Origin of the sequence: Paenibacillus allorhizoplanae (genome assembly GCF_927798215.1) — a bacterium.
GTDB lineage: Bacteria > Bacillota > Bacilli > Paenibacillales > NBRC-103111 > Paenibacillus_E > Paenibacillus_E allorhizoplanae.
Map to the genome: position 1 here is coordinate 92339 of NZ_CAKMMW010000027.1, position 23587 is coordinate 115925.

Here is a 23587-nt window from a genome sequence, read left to right on the forward strand (position 1 = left end):
GCGTCAACTCACACCTCCCCTTTATTGGGAATGTTATCCTTCTCACATCATAGTGGGTTTTCCTTGTCATTCACATGTAAAAAATCGATCTGTTTGTTAAAAAAACAGTTTTTTTGACTGCGCTTACAATTCATCTGTTTTCGAGTATTCAAATGAATTCACGAGATATATAGATATATAGTCCTATTCATATTCGTATTTTACATTTTTTTGTCGAAAATCAGTGAATTTCGCCAAATATAAGAAATACAACCCAATCTAATAGAGCTTTACTCTCTACTATCATGGCTTTGTTTCCAATCGTAGCTTTCTAGGGGATCTCTTACATTCAATCCCGAACTGATCCGGCTTCTTCCTCCGTTTCGGCCCTCTCGATGACCGCTGCGAGGAATGCGAGCGTGAGCCCTTGTCCCCAGCCTTGCGCCCATTTACGGTCAATGCGGAGATATCCTTCGATATCGTTCATGACGGCCGTCCCGCCGGATACGTTCGCGACCCGCCCTTTTTCGGTGATATTAGCCAGTATGCCGTCTAATGCCTTCCGAACGTATTTCGCATGCAGCGGATTGCCTTGCATCACCATCGCTGCAGCGATGCCCGCCGTCGCCGACACTTCGCTGTAAGCATCCGGGTAATCGAGCACTGTGCCCCAAAGGCCATCTTCCTTCTGCAGCTTTTTGATTGCTGCCAGCTGGTCGCGCAATGAACTCCAGATATGCATCATCGGGGGATACAGATAGCCTTCCGGCACCGACCTTGCCGCACGGGACATCGTATAGGCCGCCCAAGCATTGGCGCGCGCCCAGTGGATCCCGGACATGTAATCCTTGTTGATATGGTTATAGCCGTGCTACCATAGCCCGTTTTTCTCATCCTGCAAATAGTTGATATGCCAGAAGAACTGATGCAGTGCATCGTCGATCAATCGCTTCTCCTTCAACTTGACACCGACGCGCAACAGAAAATAGGCCGCCATAAATAGCGTGTCCGCCCAGCATTGCTCCGGAAAATCGTTGTTAGAAGACACCGTATGCTGCAGCACCCGGTCCCCGAAACGCAGCGCCTTGTTCTCCAGATAGCCCACCTTGCTGAGGATGAGATCGAGGTATTTCTGATCGTTTGTTTGATCATAGAGAGTTAGCAGTATGTGCCCCATTGCGCACGTGTTTACCGTCCAACCTGGAATTCCAGCATCGATATACTCGTCGCACCACGCCGCGCCAGATAGGCGCGTTCGCCCGTCATTCGAACAGACGGCTGACGCCATAGAACGCAACGCCTCCCGGCCAATCCCACGTCAGATCCATCCCGAAAGTATAGTCCGCCACACGACCGGCAATCTGTCGCAAATCGTTCGCTGTTGTATCAAATTTCAGTTTCATGTTGCCCTCCATAAATTAGAGCCCCCGCTTACGGCAAGGGCTCTGGAAATGTAGAAGCGGTTATCGCGATTACCGGAATTGACCCGCATCGATTGCTTTTTTCTTCTCATCCAGAATCTCTTGGTAGCCTGCCTGGAGGAACTTATTCTTAGCATCTACATACAGCTTGTCAAACTGATCCTGAGGAGACATAACAACCTTCAGGTAGAGCTCCTGGAAGATGGCGTTCAGGTCCGCTTTATGCTCGGTTACATTGTTGAGTACAGCGGAGAACAAAGCATCCGGCGTACGGTATTCTGCGGTAGCGTTCCAATTTTTCATCAGCTGTTCGGTCAATTGCTCCTGTCCGGGAACCGTCCAATTGCGCAGGTTCGCCTTGGTTGTCAATTCCGGAGTGGAGAATTCCGCGATTTCGGTCACAAGCGCCCAGTAATCCTTATTGTTGTTGTTGGAAAGCTTCGATTCGCCTTTGAAATCCGCAACTTTCTTCGGCAAGCCATCGGCATCGAGGGTATAGTTCTGACCTTCGACCCCATTCTGCAGGAAGAACAAGTTCTTCGGCTGGCTCATCCACTCGAGATACAACCAAACGGCGACTCGTTCTTGTTCGGTTGATTTGTGGTTAATTCCCATGATGAACCCAAACGGCCAGTCAGCACGTCCCTGCGGCTTGCGACCTTGAGGTACTCCGGCCTCTGGAGGGATGACGGCAAATTGGGCTTTTGGATTGTTCTTCAACGTAGCGGCGAATAGGTCAGTATTACTGGCAAGATAAAGTCCATATGTTCCGGTCCTGCCCGCCACAAACTCGGCTTTGATCTTGTTGTCGTCGTCGCGTAAATAAAACTCCTTGTCAATCAAACCGTTGTTATATTGATAGTTTAAGTTCTTCAGCCAGCGTTCCGTATCAGCGGTCGTGAAATCCGCAACGGCAAGATCGGAATAAAGCGCACGGTACTTCGGATCAATCGGCCAATCGCGGAAGGCATAGCTGTAATTGAATACGTTCCGGGTTAAGGATCCGCCTGATACGCCGAGTCCCGCTGCCTTCCATTTTATGAGCATCTCGTTATATTTCTCTAGGGACGTCAGATCCTCCACCTTCATGCCGACCTTTTCGACCCAGTCTTTCCGGATGAGACTCACAAAGTTGTTATAGTTAGGGCGCTTAGCGAAGATGAACATATTCTTCTTGTCCACTACACCGTATTGTTCAATCGTTTTGCTCGTGTTCTTCCAGTAAGTCGGAGCATACTTGGCAACCTCGTCCAGTTTGAGCGGCTGCAAGACCTCTTCGGAGTAGTAGGTAAGCGCCTGTGGCATGTCATAATGGAAGATCATATCCGGCGCCTTACCGGCTGACAGCAGCTGCTCGAAATCCCTCACTTCGTTACTGCGGGAGATCGGCACGAAATTGATTTTGACATTGTGTTTCTCGCCGAATTCCTTCTGGATCCATCGTGTATAGTAGTTGTCGGCAACGTTCCAACCCTCGAACGCTCGATCATACACCGGAATATCGAGGTTGACCGTCTGTGCGAAGCGATTCGAAGAATCAAGCAAGCTGGTGCTTGCGCTCGCGCTTGGATTAGCCGAGGTGGTCGCGGATGGAGATGCTTTGTTCCCACTTCCGTTATCATTGCAGCCCGCCAAAATACTGGTACTCAACACGGAGGCCAAAATCACAGGGACCCATTTCTTAATACTCATCGTATTTCCCCCAGTATAAAATTAGTTACTATGCAAATGCCGCTTTAAGATTATTCCTTAACGGCCCCAAGCATCGTACCCCGAACAAAATACTTCTGAATAAACGGATAGACGCAGACGATCGGCAATGTTGCGAATACAACGACCGAAGCCTTGAGCACCTCGGGATTGCTAAGCTCCACTTGGGTGCTCTCCAGCTGAAAGCTTTCGGTCGCCTGGATAACCAGATAATAGAGTTTCAACTGTAACGGCCGCAGGTCGGTATTCTGTTTAATGTAGAACAGAGCATCTTGATAAGCATTCCAGCGGCCTACCGCATAAAAGAGTGATAACGTTGCCAAAATCGGTTTGCAGAGCGGGAGGACGATATTCAGTAAAATTCGGAAGTGTCCGGCTCCGTCAATCCTTGCCGATTCCTCCAAGCTAACCGGAATATTACTCGAGATGGAGCTCCTCAAAATCAGCAGATTGAATGCGCTGAACGAAAGCGGCAGTATGAGTGACCATATGCTGTCCAACATTCCCAGGCTATTCATTAACATGTAGTCGGGAATTATCCCGCCATGGAAGTACATGGTGAACACAAAGATAAAAGTCAGTAGCGTACGGCCTTTCAGCTGCTTGCGCGATAACGGATAGGCCGCGCAAATCGTAACGATCATCCCCAGAATCGTGAACAGCACAGTAACGAGGACGGAAACGTAAAGGGATCTTAGGATACTGTCGTCAGCAAAGATTTTCTCGTAGGCCTGGGCAGTGAAGCCTTCAGGCCAGAGATACACCTTGTTAGCGATTACAAACGCGTCATCGCTAAAGGATTTGGCGACGACATGAATGAACGGCAGAGTGCACGCAAGGGAGGCAACAATCAATACCAGTTGGATCATCACATCCCAAATGTCAAAGCGAAATCTACGTTTTACGGCATTCGTGCCAGCAGATGATTTCATGGGTTCGCATCCTCTCTAAATCAATCCATCTTCGCCCAGTTTCTTCGCAATCCGGTCGGCGACCAAGACGAGGACGAGCCCGATGATCGATTGAAATAAACCTAATGCGGTCGCACGGCTGAAGTTGCCGCTTTCAATCCCCCAGCGGTACACCAGAACCGGTATGGTCGTGGTGAACTCAGTAGTCGCCTTATTCTGTAGGGCCATAATCCGCTCGAAGGAGCCACCCATTACACCGCCCAAGCTCAAGATCAGCAAAGTCACGATCGTCATCCGGATCGAGGGTAAGGTAACGTTCCACATTTTACGCCATCGGCCCGCACCGTCGACGATAGCCGCTTCATACATCTCTGGATTTATGCCGCTGATAGCCGCAAGGTAGATGATCGACCCCCAACCCATACTCTGCCACACACCGATGGCCAAATAACTGATTACCCAATTGGTATCCTCCTGTAGAAACGGGATCCTGATGCCTGCCAGCTTCTCGATGAGATTATTCACCATGCCGTTGCCTTCGCTTAAGAGCTGATAGGCGATGGCACCGATAATCACCCAGGATAGGAAATGGGGCAGATAGAGCAGCGTTTGATTCATGCGTTTGAACATAAGGTTTTTGACCTCATTAAGAATAAGAGCGAGCACAATCGGCATCGTAAAGCTGAACAAAAGGTCCAGGATATTCAACATCAGCGTATTCCGAATCGCTCGGCCAAAGTCGGGTTTGGCGAAAATCTCTTTAAATACTTCAAATCCTACCCATTCACTGCCCCAGAAGCCCCTCGCGATTTTATAGTTTTTGAAAGCGATCGTGAGTCCGAACATGGAGGCATACTTAAAGGTCAGTACCATTGCTAAAGGAAGAAGCAGCAGCACGTAGAGCTGCCAATCCCTGCGCAGATAGTGATATATACCCCATTTGTACTTCTTGGATAACGATAAAGCGGTTACATTTTTGGCATCAGAAGTTGCCATTGATTTCACAGTCTCACCTCCTCAGTACTTGGGGTCTCCGGTTGATTTACCTCATCGGCTCGTTCCTGATCGGACTCATCATATCGTTTAGTTTGCAGATAGGTAAATCATGAGTATTGATTCAACCCGTCATTTTTGATTAATGTGCAGCAAAATCGCTATCCTGGGACTTTCTAATGATCAATTCTGATAGGTAGGAGCAAAAGTTAAGCTGCCTTTGTCGGCCATAAGGACCGAAAAGACAGCTTGATGACCCCATGATTTACGTATGGAGTGCCGTTCATATCTCTTCAGGATGTCCTTATCTTCTCCGCCTTGTAACTGCTCGGAGGCATCCCTTCGAATTTACGGAAAAACCGGTTGAAGCTTTGTACATTATAATAGCCAACCTCGAGTGCAATCTGCGTGATGGTCAACCTGGAATCGACGAGCAGCTGCTTCGCCTTCTCGATTCTCAACTGGTTGAGATAATCGATCGTACTCATGCCTGTCATCTCGTACACGATCTTGCGCATGTAAGAGTAGCTGATCCCGATTTCCTTCGCCATGTCCTCAAAGACGATTTCTTCGTGATAGTGTTCGTTTATATAGCTGATGATGCGCTCACCGTAGTTGTTGGTCTCGCCTGGTGAACGCGCCAGGTGCTGCACGATCTCCCCGTAGAAATCGCGAAAATAATCTTCCAGCTCGTCAAGCGTATCGATGGATGCGAGGGTCGCGTAAATATTGCCTCTTCCCGCGAAAATCCGCGCCGTGTTTACATAGTTCTCTCTTAGGTGCTTGATAGTCACGCCTACTAATTGATGGTAAATAAATAAGATATTATCGTAGGAGATGTATTCTGCGGAACGGATTTCACCGCTTATGATTTCCAGTTCCTTGATGATGCTGTCGAGTTGACCATGGTTCAAGTAGTTTAGAATTCGTCTTTCGCTGTTGGCAGGATAAATATATCTCTTATCTCGCCCCTCTTGCTCCTTCCAATAGATGATTCCACCACTGCCTGCGATCATGCGGTGCTTTACTCCCTCCATCGCTTCGATCACGCGTTCCCCAACGCTGTCACTCGACTCTGTCGGACTGCTTACACCTATCGTGACAGAGTGTTCCAAGAGCTCCTCCGCTTTATCACGAATATCGCTGATTGCGACGTCAATGCCAGCACCTTCCCTTTCAAATTCCAGCAGCCCGTAGTTAATCACAATAGCGAAGCAGCCATCTCCTTTATATACACATCGTGTATTCACCTCATTCGGAAACATACTGTCGCATTGGGAGATCAGCATTTGACGATGGGTGCTGCTCGTCTCGGGATTGTTCTTGGTCACATATTTCCTGTATCGATCAATCGAGACGACGGCAACCATAAAATAACGGGCCGGAAACATGAGGGCGGCCGGCGGGGTCAGTTCGCCCCGCAGTAGATTATGAACCGCCAGACTGCGGGCATCCTGTTCACGGACATAAAGCAGCCCATTGAGTGCATCCTCTTCCTCCTGCATTCGCCGGAACGCCGCATCCAGATAAGCGAGCTCGTTCCTGCCTTTTACACTCAAATGACCGCGCTTGCGTAATGTCCGGACCAATTCCCTGGCCGGCTTAGATAACCATGTTGCGAAAATGACGGTCAGAATGGTCCCTGCGAAAATAATGCCCGCAGTAAGGAAAATGATATTTTTCTGTAAGGTATGTGTCTTGGTCATCAGTTCATTGACCGAGTAAATCTTCACGTAAATCCATCCGAACTGCTTCGACTGAGACCACGTGTAGAGCAACCGTTCTTCATCAAGCTTGCGTAATACATATCCCTCCGCTTTGTCCTGCGCCAGGATCTCACGAATAACGGTCTCCTCGCTGCCGTTCTTAAACAGCAAGCTCTTGTCATAGTGAGAGATAATGGTTCCCTTTGAATTCATGAGCATGTATCTTTGCTCACCGCTACTAGATGAGCGAATATCATTCTCCATTTGGGTTTCACGCAAATTCACGACGATCGTACCGCGCATTGTGGTCGAGAGCCGGTTGAGAGGCAGCACATAGGATATAACTTCAACACCCGAATCAAGCTTACGCGGATACCAGACCCCACTGATTCCTTCCCGCTCGGCAAGGGCTTCCTTCATCCAATCGAAGTCCTCGTAACGCTCCAACTTTGTGATGCCTTTATCTGTCGACACGACATAGTCCGAATCGCTCACGTAAAAGAAGGAGGAATAAACTCCGTCGCCGATCCGGTTAAGACTCATCAGGTCTTGCTGTACGGATAATGCGTTAAAGACATTTTCGTAATTCGAATTGATTTGCTCAAAGGTTTTGTAAGGACGGATCTTGTCAAAGAAGTGGGTCCCGGCAAGACGTATCGTGTTCTGGGCCAAGATGTCGAGCGTATTCTCGTTCAGATTGCGGTTGGCATTCAATCCGGCGAGAGCAGATTCTGCAATGGCATGCTCCGAATTCCCTAAAATCTGTGCACCGCTGTACCATGTTAACGTCGCTGTTGGAATGGCCATAACGCAGAACAGAATTAATGCTAATTGAAGCATCATCGGAAACCGCTTCATAGCGCCCCTCCTCATTTAGTGTCTAGTAGAATGAGTATCGATATGCCTATTGACTCTACGTTTTCTTTCATCGTTCCGATTGCCAACAGCAATCCACTAAATCCGCCGCTTCCAAAGCCTGCACGACAAGCGGCTCCCGTTCACGCTTATTGAAATTTCTCATACGCATTAAGCCGTGGAAGGAAATTAGAGTTCTGGAAGACGAATCCGATCATCCAATTCTCCTTCACAACAGCAGAACTAATTTTGCATACTCTAACTAACGAATCACCCAAATTAATCTCCGAGCTTTCCTCTTAATTAAGCACGTAAAATAATACATATTCTACCACAAATAACTACCAGTTACTTCAACATTAAAAAGGAACAGTTACCCGCCGCGGCGATCTGCTCCCTGTTTATTTCACTATCATTTCCCGTTATACAAGGTTTGTGCTCCTTTTCTCACTATAAAACATGAGAAATATTTATATATGTAAAAAACTTCAAATCACCTAAATAGAGTCCTTAATACATTGTCCCATTCTTCATTATTAAAAGAGCTAAAGCCCTACGATTTTTATCGTAAGGCCGATTATATTACTAACCCGATCTTCCGATTTCGAATCTCTGCCAATTGTGAGACTTTCAGCGAATGAATCTGCTTCCCTTCCAGCACATACAAACCTTCATCCGAAACGTCCAAGTAGCCGATGATGTTCATAGCGTGGACTTTCCGGAACCTGACTGTCCCATGATAGCGACAAATTCCCCCTGCGCGATGTCTAATGAAATGTCGTCAAGGGCGCGGATTGTCTCCCCGCCCATGTGATAGAATTTGCTGACATGTTCAATTTGAATTAAGGCTGTCATTGTCTTCGCCCCCCATTATCTGATGCCAAATAAATGAAGAGTGCGATTCAACTCTTTTACCTTCTTCTACCGCTTTGCCTTGTAGAACGCATGATACAGCTTCATCAGCGCCCGCTTCTCAATCCGCGACACGTAGGAGCGACTGATCCCCAGCTCCTTCGCGATCTCCCGCTGCGTCTGCTCTTCGCCGCCAAGCTCGTCTTAATTTCTCCATATTTCACCTATTCTGTTTTAATCATAAAACTGATTTTGACACGGATCATCTCCCCTTATCCCTATTTTTGTCTAGCTTCTCAGACAAACGATTTAGCAATGTAACGGCTTGTGCGCGTGTCGCGAGTCCCGAAGACTGGAATTGATTGCTGCTTACGCCTTGGATCAGTCCTTCCTTCACGGAAGAAGCGACGCTCGCTTTTGCCCAATCTGAGATCGCGCCGTTGTCATCGAAAGTTTGCATCAGAATTGCTTGCTCTTCACTGCTTACGGTACGGCCGTTACCTGACAATTTTTCGTATGCTCTCCACACGATGACCGCCATTTGCTCTCTGGTGATTAGCGCATTCGGCGCAAAGTTCCCTTCACCGCTTCCTGTAACTAATCCTGCCTGATCTGCGGCTTTTACTGCTTCGTAATACCAATCGCTTGACTGCACATCGCTAAATTTACTCGAGGTTTCTTCTTTCTTCACCTCTAATCCTAGCATTCTAACGATAAATGCGGTGAATTCTGCTCGCGTCACCGACTGATTCGGGCGGAACGTTTGATCTTCATAACCGCCAGCAAGCATACGTGCTGCCATCCAATCGATCGAATTCTTCGCCCAATGATTCGTAATATCAGTAAAGCTATTCGTATATGACATGGCAGCTACATACATAGACGCCTCTGCCTCAAAGGTTAACTTACCTGATGATGGCAGACTCTCACTGATAAATACCCATTGTTGCTTAGCCGGATCAAAGCCATAAATGCCTAAGCCTGGTTCGGAACTAGCGTTATCGATAGTTATCATTAGCTGATGCTTGTGTGGTAGTGAAGTAGCTCCTTGTTGATCTGCCTTTGCCAGCAACTGAACATGCAACAGCTCTGATACTGGCTTAACTCCTTTACTGCGTTGGTTCAAGTTGCTTAACCATGCTTTTTCCTCAGTAGCAGATGGCTTCACGATCTTCACTGTGACTGAGGTTGTCTTATCATTCACATCTTCTGCCCAAGCACTCGCAGGTAATTGGACAACTGAAGTGCCCAGTTGAATGTTTATCTTCGCCTTCGCTTGACTTAATTGACGGAACACTTCAATCGGTAACTTCACCATGTATTGCTCTGCATGTTCCTTTACATTCACTGTAAGTTTATCTAACGATTTACCTGCATCGATTGCCTCTTTCACCGTTTTCGGATTGAGTTCTACGATGAACTGCTCTTTACCATCTGCCCCCGTCATACGCTCAATTCGAGCATCTCGACCTAAATCTGAAGGGTCTGCAGGATGATCTGGCGTTTTTGTCGGTGGTGTACCGCCGCTACCGCCGCCTCCATTTGTAGGACCTCCACCCGTACTGTCTGTGCGCTCAATGACTAACGTATAAGTTCTTGCAATTTCTGGATGATTGGCTGCTCTGACCGTCAATTTAATGGAGGCAGCGTCTCGGATATCAACTTTCTCTGATTTTCCGTCCATCGCCTCTCTCTCACCGATATACAGCTTCGCTGATCCATCAGCGAGTTTAGCAGTCAATTGCAGCTCTTGCGCGGTTTTTACAACTTTTAATGTATATTCCGTTGTCGAGCCGTTAAAGTCTGTAGTCAATTGGCCCCCAGTAATCGTCAACGTATTTAGCAGCGTATTTGGTCCCGAAATTGTATTCGTTTTTTCTACTGAAGGATTGCCTTGCAAATCTGTCACTGCACCTGCAGCAGTTGTTAATGATACGCTAACTCCTTCTGGTAAAGCACGTGACAGTGTCAGAAGAATGCTTTTCACTGGCTCATTGTTGTCCGTACGCTCGGCAACTACGGATTGAACCTCACCGTTCCAACCGGTCGCCACAATGACAAATCGTTCTGGGTTCGTTGCTGTTCCTGCCGCAAACTCCTCATTAAATGTAATTCGAACGATCCGATTGCCGCCTTGCAATTCAGCACTTCGCATATTTGGGCCAACCGCATCCTGCACGACTGCTGTAACCTTAGGTTGGGCGCCGCTGCTCATCACTTTCCATGCATAATTGACGATGGCTTCCGGGGTAACAATGATTTGATATTCTTGCCCTGCTTGCAAGCTCCCGCTCGGCGTAAATCGAAGTGTTCTTGACAGCGACTCTCCATTTGGACTGTTCTCTGCATTCACATAGGCAGCCGCACCCTCAAGCACATTACCGCTCGCATCCTTCACCACAATGGTGTCAGCCTGAAGTGGAATGGACGTTTGGACATACTGAGTAAATTTCACATCCACGTAATGGCCACCCGAACTTACGACTGCAGTAACCGCCGCTACTTCTGGCGCTGCTTTTGAAATTAGTCCCATATTCACGTCAAAATGCGGTGGAGGTACTTCCAGCTCGCTACTACTGGCTGTTTCATAGCCATCTTTTGTCCAGACTACCTTCCACTTGCCCTCTGGTACATCCCAGCCATATTTCCCTTCAGCATCTGTCTGCTGTGGATTAATTTGATCGTAATCTTCCGCATCATGCCATACTTCCCAGGTTCCTGTCGCCGGGTTTAAGTAAAGTACTCTGGCTTCTACACCCTGCAAACGATTACTCTCTACCGCTTCATACACGTACCCGCTTGGATCATAAATCCACTTCGGATTCACGATGCGCGGCGTTCTTTTTACTCTTTTCTTATAAATATTTTCTTCATCATCCGGGAATTCGTCATCATTGTTATCACATTTACTACTTGAGCCTGCTGCTCCTACAGCATCAATTTGCTCGTCGACATAGCTATCTACTTTATTACTTACAATTTTCGAGACGACACCAGCGGCAATACCTGCAGGACCTTCCAGTGCCATTGCACCTGTCCAAGCGCCAAGAGCTGTCTTCACCACTTCACCGCCAACCGTAACTAGAACAGCTTTCCCAGCTTGCTCGCCAACTTGTTCGGCATTCTCTACACAGCCTGAGCTGGATTCAACCCCTTGCATAATTTTGTTGATTTTCCCAGCATAATCTCTGTAGCCTGTATAAGCTTCCGAAACTTCATTTACCTTATTAAAAGGTTCTGCGACTTCGCCAACCTCCGCCTGCACCTCAGTCACAAACTCAGCTCCATCTTCGATTTCAATTGCGTTTTCGAGTACATTTTGCAGTATATCACTCGGAGAAGCAACCAAGTTAAATGTACGGGCATTTGATACTAAATCAGAGGTTTGGAACAACAACTTACGCGGGGCATAGCCTTTCACAACACTGGTAATCCCTGTTTCAGTTTCGGTTGTTGTAAAGCTAGTATTGAACAAGGCTATCCCTGTTTCTTTGGCCAGTTGGATTTCTTCTTCCGTTGGCTTGTATTTGACTGCCGGCTTCAAGTTAATTGTAAATTTCACGGTCATTTTAAGTCCGGGCACTTTCGGAAATTGGATCACGGCCTTGCCGGTATACGTATCTCCAACCTGGGTAAACGGCTCTTTCGATACCACTTCAAAGTCCTGCATATTTGCTGGCAGTGACTTGCGAATTTGCTCATCGCTCGGCAAATCCTCCGCATTATAAGAAGGTCTTGGCTTCACGGTATCGTACAACACGTAAATTCCGCCTAGCGCACCTTTATTCGTTGGCACAATAGCTTCAAAAATCCCATTTGATTTCCGCTGTGCTTGCACCGGTGCGCCGTATTGGCCGCCCATAAAGATTTGAACATTCGTTACCTTCTCTGGTTTGTCAAACTTTAATTGGTACACGAACGGATTTCCAGGTACGACTGTATACGGGAATGGCGTTGCGCCCTTTTTAACATCCAAACGAATCCACTTGCCGTTCGGCTGCTGGGCCATCGCCATTTCCTCCAAGATCGGCTGATCTGGATCCAAATTGGCAAATACCTTTTTAGAATGCAGCTGTACACCGCCTGACTCTGCAACTGCACGCAGTACGTGAACGCTAGGCGAGCCTAGATCGATCAGCGAAATCTTTCCTTTCCATGTTCCTGCGCCTGTTGCTTCAAACGTCCCCACCAACGTATCGCTATCATAAACGCTGATCTTGCTGCCGACTTGTGCAAGTCCTGAGACGAGAACATCAGAGCTCGTTAAACGTTCAGGCGCATCAAGCGTTACATTCGGAACGTCCAGCAAAACTTCGCCAAGCGATTCATTCACATCCACTTCAGTGGCCGAGGTCTTGCCTTCGATATGCGCGGCGAGACGTACCGATTGGGAGCTGAAGTTGTCAGCGAGCTTCACTTGGAATTGAACGGCCCCATCTTTCTTCGCCTCCACGTAAGGTAGAGGAATTTCCAAGTAACTTCCATTCCAAACAGCGGCTCCATTCGCACCTTTCACGACCACTCGGCCCAGTGTATCCGTTACCGGCTGCATGCCTTCTGGCATATCTATGCGCATATGAGCATCGATGAGCGTCTCACTTCCGGTCTGGCTGCGGTAATTCGCACGAAGCTGTACCGTTCCACCAGGAGAAGCTTGATTCGGAACTGCTATAAAGAAATTGACAGAAGGATGTGTAAAATATTTTTTTTCTGTAAATGTGACACTGCCTATATCTTTAATTTGCTTATCACCAACGGATACTTCTACATGGGCCATTTCCCATTTCGGATTGTTACTACTGCTACTGATTTCTCTTCTGCTGATTTCTACTCGATAGGTTCCCTGCTTCGGAACATGCACTTCAAACGGTCCTTGTGCATTCACATTTTCCCAACCAACATGTTGCAGCTCGCCGCTTGACAACACTTCATATACGTTTACATCCGCCTCCCTGGCGTTAAATGTAGGTGCAGGGAGCCTCCCTTTTACCCTAGAGCCTTTTTCCTCTAAACGAATTTCAGCTGTAGCATTCGAATGCTCATCCAACGTTACGCTCGTGCAACCAGTACCGATCCGGTGAATTGTACCCGACACGCAAACCTTCATTTCTTGACCTGGGTAACCTTGATAATGGACTGCATTTAGATAATAGCTTGAAATCCCGCCGCCAAGTGCAGAGGTAACCTCGGAACGCATCCCGAACTGTTCCATGTTAATCGGACCTTGCCATTCCGTATCCAAAAATTTCATGAAAACCTTCAATTGGATCGTACCCGTATCAGGTGCTTTTAACGGAATATCTAGCACCGTATCTTGACCGTCTTGAATCACTCTCTTTATATTTTTGTCCGAAAAATAATTAAGCTTATATTCGGAAGCTTCGACTGCGACCTCACCGGCCAGCAGCTCCACTTGGTACTCTCCCTTCAAATCCGTGTACAATGTTTGTACAAGCGGTCTGCCTTGAAAAGTCTGCGTCGTTGTGACCATTGCGTTGAATACAGGCTTACCTTCCGGGTCTGTTACCTTACCCGTTAACATCCCTTGCGGTGGTGTATGAAGCGTAATCATCTGCTCATTTTCACCTGGCTTCAATACCACGTCTTGATCAGGTATATCTTCATATAATTTACCTTCAACATCCACTTTCACCTTAAACGTCATACGTGCATCACTGATCGAGGTCCACTCCGTTAAACCGGAAGGATCACTGAGCATAGTGCCCATATAATTGTTACCCGTACCGTCCATGAGTTCGAGCCTAATTTGATCTACTGGCTGCCGATTTTGGTTTTGCACTTTAAAACGAAACATGGCTGAAACCGGGATCGCAAGTGTAACCTCATTGATGAGTCCGGACTGAACGGCAACGTGTTCTTTATGATCCCAACTGTTAGATTTCGGTGAGATGAACTGAATCCCGTATTCCGAATCAGGTAGAAGGCCTTCCACCACAACAGGTTCATCGCTTGCCAGCACCGTATTTTTACCGCCAAAGCGTTTGCTTACAAGGGCAACCTGTGCACCATTCGGATCAATATGACCTGGATTTTCAAAGCTTAGCTTCAAGCTGCCCGTTACTTTAATCGGATAACCTTTGGCTTCTTCCTCAATGTCCTCACCAGATCCATTCTTGGTGGAACCTTTAATCGAAACAATCTCAGCAATACCTTTATTCGCATTCACGATAAACTCGCCCGCATAATGACTTGGCTCTGAAGAATCTACTAGCAACTCAATGGTTTCGCTTGTTGTTCGAGGCGTTGTTAAACGCGCACCGTTATCGTCAAACCATGTCTTATACGTAATCGTTGCATGGACTTGACGACCTGGAGATGTAACGGCCCCAATCGCCAGCCTACTATTGATCAGCAGTAATCCCTGCGACATACGATCGGCTCTCGCAGTTACGCTTACACGGTTTAGATCCGGTTCCGTTTTCATGGAGTAAACTGGTCCGCCACTGCTCATGACAAGATCCAGATTGACCGCCTCTACGCGAAACGTATAATCGGTATCCGGCTTCAATCCCGTAACCGTATAGGAGAAAGCTGGAGATGGAATCGTTGCAATAGCCGCGTCGTTTTGAAACAGCTTATATTCTTTAATACCTTTTGTATCCGTCGCAGCTGGCCAAGATAACGTTATTTTATCTCCTTGCGCATCCGCGGCTGTCAGTTTACTTCCTGCTGGCCAAGTTGGACGGCTCGCTGAACTTTCTGACGAAGCAAGGAACATCCCCGCAATCGGTTCAACGCCTTCCTGTGCTGGCTTAACTTTATAAAATGCAGAGAAAGTCACAGCATTTGCCTCATTGCTAACGGCTACCGAAAAGCTCGGTTTATGCAATTCATAGTGAGCATCATTCACGCTTACTTCTTTAGAGGAAAGGGTTTCGACATTCCCTACAAATGACTGTTCTGTACTTTCAGTTGGCGAAAAAATCTCGAGTGTTGTGTAGCCGACATATTTGCCATCATTGCTGGTCTGTGCGGACCGGCTCTCCGAAGTATTTTGCTCACCGCTAGGCTTAAGAGATATACGTTTGACTGTATCGCTGCCTGCTAGATACACAAAAACATCACCAGCCTGGTTTGTATCTCCGGAAACCAGATTATCAGCATCTGATTTAAAGGCTACAACACGCCCGTCTCCACTAATCGATGGCTCAAAACTATGATTGTTCGCTTCTTCTCCTGTAGAAGATAGGTTAATCCTTTTAATTGCTTGCGTAGTACGGTCATATAGAAACACATCGCCCATTTCATTCGTATCGTGCTCAACCAAGAGACTGGAAAACGATGTAAATGCCACATGACGGCCATCGGCACTAATCGACGGCCACTCGCTGTCACCGCTGCCAACCAGCGGATCTTCAGAATCTATGACTAGGCGCGGTTGACTGATGCGCTCTTTTGTTTTCGTGGTGCGATCATAGATAAAAATGTCCGCTTGCCCATCCGAATCTCCAGGAACTAATGTATCTGAAGATGAGCTAAATGCTACGTAACGGCCATCCGCGCTTATGGAAGGTTCATCTGCCCAAGCGCTAACATCGCTGCTAATCAACTCCATCTCTCCACTATTGCAGTCAAGCAAATAGACTTGTGGATATTTATATGGATTCAAACTATAACCTGAAAATGCGATATACTGCGCGTTCGCCGACATCGAAAAATGTTTAACGTCGTCCTGAAACGTCTCAGGCAATACACTCGTTTTGCTGCCAGTATCTCGATCATATAAAGAAAGTTTAAAATTCGGATATAATTGTCCTGGATCCTTATAATACATTTCCTGAAAGCCAACATACCGTCCGTCAGGTGTAATCTTATTCTCAAAACCTATAATCGGTCGGTCATCAGCGCCAATTTTGGTAAGGACATTCCAAAGTGTCGGCGTACCTGATCCTAACAAACCATAGACAGCATCGGGGACCGATGAATCAGATCCAACTGCAGCCGTATTTCCTTTCCCTTCTGCTTCGGACTGTGCTTGTGCACTTATCGGCAGCACACTGCTTAACAATAAAACAATAGCGAGCACGAGAGACAGCCTTCTTATAACATGTTTCGTCCAGAATGCTTGAATGCTCATTGGATTAGTACCTCCGAAATCATCTTTTTATGGATACATATTGTATCATGCAATTCATTACTGTAAGGTTTTTCTACCCTTGTTTACCAACAAATTCAATCACTAACCACATCCTCCGCCCACTATACTAAAGTTCAAACTTCAAACGATCATTCTGACTCATTTAGCATAACTGGATAGGTCGCCTAGTGATATGACACTAAAGTATACAAATAGGTATACTTCTGCATTGATTGCAGCCTGCAATGAAAAAAAAAGCCCAGAGGCAATCTAAACTGTACCCTATCAAGTAGACACTTTAAAAAAGTCTCTCGATAGGGTACTTTTGTTTATATCAGAAAAGATGGGAATGTGAAAATGAAATGAGCAAGAAAATATTCACAGATAACGAAATCAAGTCGCTATCTATCAATCCTTATGTTAAGACTGTTTCATCAAAGGCAATTACGTATACAGATGCGTTTAAACAATTGTTCATAACAGAAAACAGCAAAGGCAAGTTGCCTAGAGAAATTTTTGAAGAATGTGGTTTTGATGTGACTGTCATTGGGATACAAAGAGTCAGATCCTCGGGAAAGAGATGGCGTACGAGTTACCAGGAGAACGGTGTTCTAGGTTTGCAGGATACGAGAAGCCAAGGGTCAGGTAGACCTCTTACAAGGGAACTGACGATGGAAGAGAAGTATGCCAGGTTGGAGGCTCAGAACAACTTATTAAAAGCGGAGAACGAACTGTTAAAAAAGATCCGTTTTGCGGAAAAGAGGCAGAACAAAGAATAGCATTGTCTCCTGAACAAAGATACGTGCTCATCCATACCATTATCAAGAAATATGAGCTCCACTGGATGGTTAACTATTTATGTAAAGTGGCCGAGGTTTCCAAGAGTGGATACTACAGGTACTGGACTTCCGAGGCACAGCAAAAGAGAAGCCAGCGGGAGCAACAAGATGAACAGGTAAAAGAGATCATCTTGAAGGCTTATCATTTCAAACGACGCAAAAAAGGGGCTCGTTCCGTCAAGATGACACTGGAGGGGCAATTTAAGGTTTTCTACAATCTGAAACGCCATCAGGAGGGTTATGAAGAAATACAACATCGTGTGCCCTTACAGAAAGGCCAATCCCTATAAAAGGATGATGAAGGCCACCCAAGAGCATAGGATCGTTCCTAACCTGCTGAACCGAGAGTTTAAGCAGAATATCCCCGGTAAAGTATTACTAACGGACATTACCTATTTATTTTACGGTTCAAGTAAAAAAGCCTATTTATCAACCATCAAGGACAGCTCAACCAATGAAATCTTAGCATATCATGTATCTAGCCAGATCATGATGGATATAGCGACAGATACACTTCTTAAACTTAAGAAAAATAGAAGGTTTAAGAAAGCAGAGGGTGCCTTCATTCATTCTGATCAGGGAACCCATTATACACATCCAGACTTTCAAAAAATGCTTAAGAGGATGAAATTAAAACAATCCATGTCCAGGAGGGGAAACTGTTGGGACAATGCCCCTCAGGAATCCTTTTTCGGTCATTTTAAAGATCAAGCTTCCATTAAGTCTTGTTTGACTTTGGATGAGCTAAAACGGGAGATTAAGGATTACATGACTTACTATAACCATTACAGATACCAATGGAATTTAAAAAAGATGACCCCTGTTCTTCAATACAGAGATCATCTACTTCAATCTGCCTAGACTTTTTTAAAATGTCCTTTACATGGGGTACAGTTTAATCCTCTAGGGCTTTCTTCTTAACTTCCTTATTTAGCTCATTAATTTTTTAATTAGCTCCGTTTTCCCTTTCACTTCCAGCTTCTCGTAAATTCGGCTTAGATTCTTCTTCACCGTAATTTCCGATAGATAAAGCTTCTGGGCAATTTCATCGTTAGTGGAGCAGATTTTGACCAAAAGAGCAATTTCCCGTTCACGGGGCGTCAGTCCTGATAGAATGGCATCATGATCCTTGGCCTTAGTGTCCACCTTCGTAGACCGATACAGATTGTCCACAAATTTCTGCATGTCTTTATCTTCCCTGAAGTCAAGTACCAATACCGGTGCTGGAAAATCAGGACCAAAGCCATTATGTGTAGCTCTTGGTATCTCTAAATAGCCTATTCCTTTTACCGCTTCCTGAAGATATTTCATTGGAGTCGTGTAGATCATCACTCCTCCTTTCAAATAGTAGGATAGGTACGTTTGAAAGAACATGAACCGAGCTGCTGCACTGCCGTCCTTTGAAAAATCGATCTTATATTGAAACCATCCTGCAGGCGATTCAGGGGATACGTTTAGCTTATCTCGCTCTTGTTTGGATAATATACGGAAATAGGATTGGGTAATGGGATTTTGTTCTAATAACTGTAGAGAATCACGATGAATCGGAATATAAATGAAAATGCCCACCGCTTCATGTTTTTCATTCTTAAGAAGTCTGATCGCATCGCTTCCAAACGTTATAATTTCGGAAAGAATAATCGAGGTAAACCATTTCTCATTGACAGCCTTCGGAATTTTATAGATATACTTTTCATTTGTAACCGGATCAAACATCTCTCGAACGAAGTCCTCAAGATTGGCAAGGACATCTCGTACATATTGCTCAGCTTCATGCAAGTTCTCTTGGTGTATCGATTCGATATAATACAACTGATCAATCGTATCCTCGAAAAACATGGCCCGGAAACCAGGATCCCCCACTACATATATATAATCCAATAGGAGCAGGTTCCTTTCCTCCATCGTTACATGATTTGAGCTAATAAGACCATAGTGGTATTCTACGCTTCGCTGCCATAGCTGATGATAGACTTGAGGCTTCCTTAATCTGAAATCCTGATAAAGCGTTTTGCGGAGAACCTGATGCAAGTACCATCCCCGCACTGTTTTTCTAACAAAGGAAAGATGAATCAGTTTTTCAAACGCATCGTTGCTGATCTCTCTACCAAGCATAGATTCAAGAATCTCGTGGTTAAACACCCGGAGCATTGTTGCCGCTTCCAGCAGCTCAGTCAAGATGGGATCTGGATTCTCACGCAGCCACCGACCTGCAATTTCTTTAAAGGTCTCGGTCCAAAGAATTAATTCCGGCTCTTGCTCCTGGTCATGTAAGCCCATAAAAAGGGATAACGCTAAAGGGTGTCCCTTTGTAATCGTATATGATTTTCGTACGAAGCTCTCGTCATTCACACCATAAATGGAGCTGTACTCTTTACAGGTTTCATAGTCAAAAGGCGACAATGGCATAAATGTGATTAATCTTCTCCACGCGGGGGATGAAACCCAGCCCCCTTTTAACGGAAATCGGCCAGCTAACAGGATGACTATTCGGTTTGATAATCTGACCAAGAATGAATTACGGAGCCAATCATCAAGCTCATCCATCTCTTCATAGGTATCGATTGCCAAAACCAAACGACCCATATCACCCAGATGATTCAGCTGTTCTTCTGCCTGCTGCAATAACGCGTCTTCCCGGCCTTCTGCAGCTACTTCAGACTTTAGAATAGCGAGTAACCGCGAGGTAAACCCCGTCGGTGTCTTCGTGAAGTCCACGCAGTCCATCTGAAAGAAAGGTACTCCTTCATGGATGCATATTCTCTGGAACTGATCCAGCAAGGAGCTTTTTCCAATTCCTCCTGTGCCGCTGATATTTAATATGTGTGACGTACTTTCCGACCTGACGAGATTTCTGAATAAATCCAGCTCCATTTTACGCCCAACAAAAAAGTCCTCTTCTAATTGCCGAATCTCCTCACCAAAGTTGCCCATGGAAACCCCCAACAACGAAAATTTAGGATTATATACTTAGAATTATACGCAAGGGTCTATCCATTCTAAAAAATCAATCCTTGGAGTATTCGCCAAATCATTGAACTATCCTGCCTCTATGGAGAATCGCTAAGCTCTAAATTGCTCTCGTTTTCTTAGATTTTGACCAAGTTTTCTTTTTATCAGGTAACATTTCAATGGTATGACGTTGTAGAGGAAGAAATTTACGGCTAATCTGAGTGACAAAAAACTCTCTACCTAAACCACCTGATGTAAAAAGTGGTTTGTATCGTAAAGTGATCTGCTCCTAGCTTTGTTTGAGCTATAGTTTCTCGGTAGCTCAATCCGTAGTAACTCCAATAAATATAAAGAAACATCCCCATCAAATGATATTTTGTTCTATTTAATCACTTTTGTAGTATCCCGTTTCCATAACAAAATTCATAATGTGTATCTCTGTAGGTTTATAAAAGAAAAAGGAGCAGGGCTGTAAGTCTCCTGATCCAAGTTGGATATGCATTGATGGTGATTTTTCTATATGCTCTTTCAAGCTCATTAATGTCTTATAAACTATTTGATTCATTAAGATGTTAGCATCCTCTCGTTGGTATGCCCTTATTTCACGTTATCGTTCACCTTTAGTTGAATGCATGCTTGTTTAATCAATGATTTTTCAAATTCCACCCATTATAGTCAAAAAAATTAAATCCGTTATATTTTGCACCATTTTGGATCTCAATTAAATGCCATAAGTGATCACTGTAATCATCCATTGCAAAGCCATTAAATTTAGATAATAGCTCTTTAACAACAAACAAAACCTCTTTGTCCCCCGAATGTCTTCCAGAGATGTCTATTTGAATTACTTGATATGACTTAATTATCTCAACTAACAAATTATTTTCAGGACTCTCTATTTCATTTAAGAGATACTTCTGAAGGTCAAACTGAATATATAAAATCGGGTCATTTTTATCATCTATATAAACCCATTGTATATTCTCATAATTGCTAGAGAAAGAGTCTAAGATTTTGAATATAGATTCACTCTCATCTGAATCAATTAATACAAATGCCGACCTCATAGAAATCTCACCTCGATTCCCAATTCGCGTTTACTGCAATTAATTTAACTTTGCACTTATATATTCAAGATGGGTACCACGCAAACCTGCCCGTTAACGTAATGGAGGCTGCCGATCATGCCGGCAGCCTCCCATTGATGTGTCTATTGAACAAACGTTCTTACGTTAGTGCAATGCCAGATGCGGTTAGTAGGTGCATGGTTGCCTGCTGATTCTTCTACCTTGAAAACTCCTAGGATAGACTTAGAGCGCTAGCTCGAAGCGTGAATACGGTGTTATGTGATGTCGCCTGCTTCGGTTAAATTTTTATTGATTTAGCTGCATTCTGATATATCCCACAAATTTTGTGGAAATATTTCCATGTAATTAACAAATACTACATACAAAATAAGTTAAACGGGTGATAAACGTGAGGGTCAAACAACGAAATGTACGAACAAGATCCAATAAAAATGGCGGAAACGAGTACAATAATTCATTGTCCGTGGGAGGACTCACCCTTATTGGTATTGGCGGTATTATTGGGGCAGGGTTCTTCCTAGGTTCGGGTCTGCCTATTCGAACGGCTGGACCTGCAGTCTTATTAGCATTTTTGCTCGGAGGACTTATCACGGCTCAAGTTACAGGGGCCTTGACATCGATGGCAGTGGAACAACCTGTTAAAGGTGGAATTCAGGTGTTTCCCCAAATGTACTTAGGGTCTTTTGCCGGTTATCTCCAAGGGTGGACGTATTACCTTTCAAGCATTTTGACGATTTCTAGCGAAGCAGTGGCAATGGCTATTTTCACACAGATGTGGTGGCCGCGTGTACCGACACTTCTGCTCGCATGGATATTCTCGGCACTAATTATAGCTATCAATGCTTTCGGAGTGAAGGGCTTCCAGCGGATTGAGTCCATCATGAGTGTTGTCAAAATCGGCGCTCTCGTCGGATTTATTGTGTACGGCGGAATTTTGCTGTTCGCCGCGGTTGGTCATCATTCGATAGATCTTGGCTCTGAAATGATTCTTAATCACGCAGGCGCAAAAGGAGGTTTCTTGCCAAATGGATGGATTAGCATCCCGCAAAGTATGCTGATTGTCATTTTCTCGTTTGCAGGAATTGGGGTATTCGCTGCGGCAGCGGCTGAAATTAGGCATCCCAACGGCATCGAAACGGCAGCTATTTGGACCTTATCCATGCTAACTTGTCTGTATCTGGCATCTATTGCATTAGTTCTGTGGCTTGTCCCATGGAGCAGCATCAGTACGTCAGCGAGCCCTTTTGTGACGGCCATTCAAGCGAGCGGATTACGAATTCTTTCAGTGGTGCTGAATGGAGTAATTCTCATTGCCGCTTTTAGTGTAATGGCTGGCGCACTTTACTCGGCAAACCAGATCATATTTGTACTCGCACAGAATGGAAATGCACCCAAACAGGTTACTATACAGTCTCGAACTGGAACTCCATGGGTAGGCCTCATTGTGAGCACCATTTTGATCACAGTCTTCCTTGTGTGCTCAATAGTCCTGCCGGCAAATATATACGATTTTTTAATTAGTGCATCAAGTTACTTTATTTTCCTCAATTACTTCATAATACTATGGGCGTTTTTGTATTGGCGACGGAAACCAAGTGAGGATAATAAGTTTATTTCAAAGCTCGCAATTGGGCAGCCGGTGTCCACGCTTGTGACCATGATCGTGCTGATAGGTCTTGTTATATTTTCATTGTTTCAACATGACCAGCGCATGGGGTTCTATGCCTCGGTATTGTTAAGTCTATTCCTGTCAATCGTGTATTTCATATTTGTACACCATCGGGTTCGGCGGTAGACCTGCAAACGATGCGTAGGGCAAATCTTCCAGCAATTTGTTCTAGAACATTCTCATAATTTCTTTACCGTGTTTTTCAAGATATGCTTCAAATCTCGATAAGAATAGGAGCTGCCGCTTCAGCTCCTATTTCAATTTATCCCAACTATTGTACTCCCTCGGTTCGATTAAGTTTTCTCACGTATACTCGCTTATTCGCAGGATTTCATCCTTGTTAAAAAACAGGAGGTTTGGAATAAAGTCACCGTAATAGACCTTGGCAACATGAAGGCGCACTGAAACAGAGGGGGAGGTTTTCACCCCATATATTTCCATATGCTGCACGCATTCTCCACGCCGCCCCTGGAGGTTTTCACTCCCATGTCTCAACGGGTCATCGCCCTCTCAT

At 45.3% G+C, this 23587-nt stretch carries 10 protein-coding genes and 3 pseudogenes; 2 read left to right on the forward strand and 11 right to left on the reverse strand.

From position 1 onward, the window contains the following. Positions 1-328: 328 nt before the first annotated feature. From L6I86_RS30155 to L6I86_RS30190, 9 genes and pseudogenes are all read right to left on the reverse strand, one after another. Positions 329-1382: pseudogene (locus tag L6I86_RS30155) on the reverse strand (glycoside hydrolase family 88/105 protein). Positions 1383-1451: 69 nt separating this feature from the next. Further along, positions 1452-3092, reverse strand: a complete 1641-nt coding sequence (locus L6I86_RS30160) for an extracellular solute-binding protein (RefSeq protein ID WP_236292214.1) — start codon at positions 3090-3092, stop codon at positions 1452-1454. Between the two features lie 50 nt (positions 3093-3142). Beyond that, positions 3143-4042: a carbohydrate ABC transporter permease gene (locus L6I86_RS30165; protein WP_236292216.1), complete on the reverse strand. Its 900-nt coding sequence runs from the start codon at positions 4040-4042 to the stop codon at positions 3143-3145. A 15-nt stretch (positions 4043-4057) separates the two neighbouring features. After that, positions 4058-5017, reverse strand: a complete 960-nt coding sequence (locus L6I86_RS30170) for an ABC transporter permease (RefSeq protein WP_236292243.1) — start codon at positions 5015-5017, stop codon at positions 4058-4060. 290 nt (positions 5018-5307) lie between these two features. Continuing rightward, positions 5308-7578, reverse strand: coding sequence for an AraC family transcriptional regulator (locus L6I86_RS30175; RefSeq protein WP_236292217.1), 2271 nt, complete (start codon positions 7576-7578; stop codon positions 5308-5310). Positions 7579-8152: 574 nt separating this feature from the next. After that, on the reverse strand, positions 8153-8281 hold the full coding sequence (locus L6I86_RS35750) for a hypothetical protein (RefSeq protein WP_276574914.1): 129 nt from the start codon (positions 8279-8281) through the stop codon (positions 8153-8155). Continuing rightward, complete coding sequence (locus tag L6I86_RS30180; RefSeq protein WP_236292222.1) at positions 8278-8430, reverse strand: ATP-binding cassette domain-containing protein; 153 nt, start codon at positions 8428-8430, stop codon at positions 8278-8280. The genes L6I86_RS35750 and L6I86_RS30180 overlap by 4 nt, the downstream gene beginning before the upstream one ends. 66 nt (positions 8431-8496) lie before the next feature. Next, a pseudogene (locus tag L6I86_RS36005) lies at positions 8497-8628 on the reverse strand (sigma factor-like helix-turn-helix DNA-binding protein); the annotation flags it as partial. Between the two features lie 61 nt (positions 8629-8689). Beyond that, complete coding sequence (locus L6I86_RS30190; protein ID WP_236292225.1) at positions 8690-16525, reverse strand: S-layer homology domain-containing protein; 7836 nt, start codon at positions 16523-16525, stop codon at positions 8690-8692. 362 nt (positions 16526-16887) lie between these two features. On the opposite strand from L6I86_RS30190, the pseudogene L6I86_RS30195 reads away from it, so the two are divergent. Next, positions 16888-18225, forward strand: a pseudogene (locus tag L6I86_RS30195) (IS3 family transposase). Between the two features lie 69 nt (positions 18226-18294). Here the strand turns inward: L6I86_RS30195 and L6I86_RS30200 are convergent. After that, positions 18295-20298, reverse strand: coding sequence for a LuxR C-terminal-related transcriptional regulator (locus L6I86_RS30200; protein WP_236292226.1), 2004 nt, complete (start codon positions 20296-20298; stop codon positions 18295-18297). A gap of 662 nt (positions 20299-20960) precedes the next feature. Further along, a complete protein-coding gene (locus L6I86_RS30205; protein WP_236292227.1) occupies positions 20961-21383 on the reverse strand; it encodes a hypothetical protein in 423 nt (140 codons plus the stop codon). Between the two features lie 484 nt (positions 21384-21867). Between L6I86_RS30205 and L6I86_RS30210 the strand changes: the two genes are divergently transcribed. Beyond that, a complete protein-coding gene (locus L6I86_RS30210) occupies positions 21868-23199 on the forward strand; it encodes an amino acid permease (RefSeq protein ID WP_236292229.1) in 1332 nt (443 codons plus the stop codon). Positions 23200-23587 lie beyond the last annotated feature (388 nt).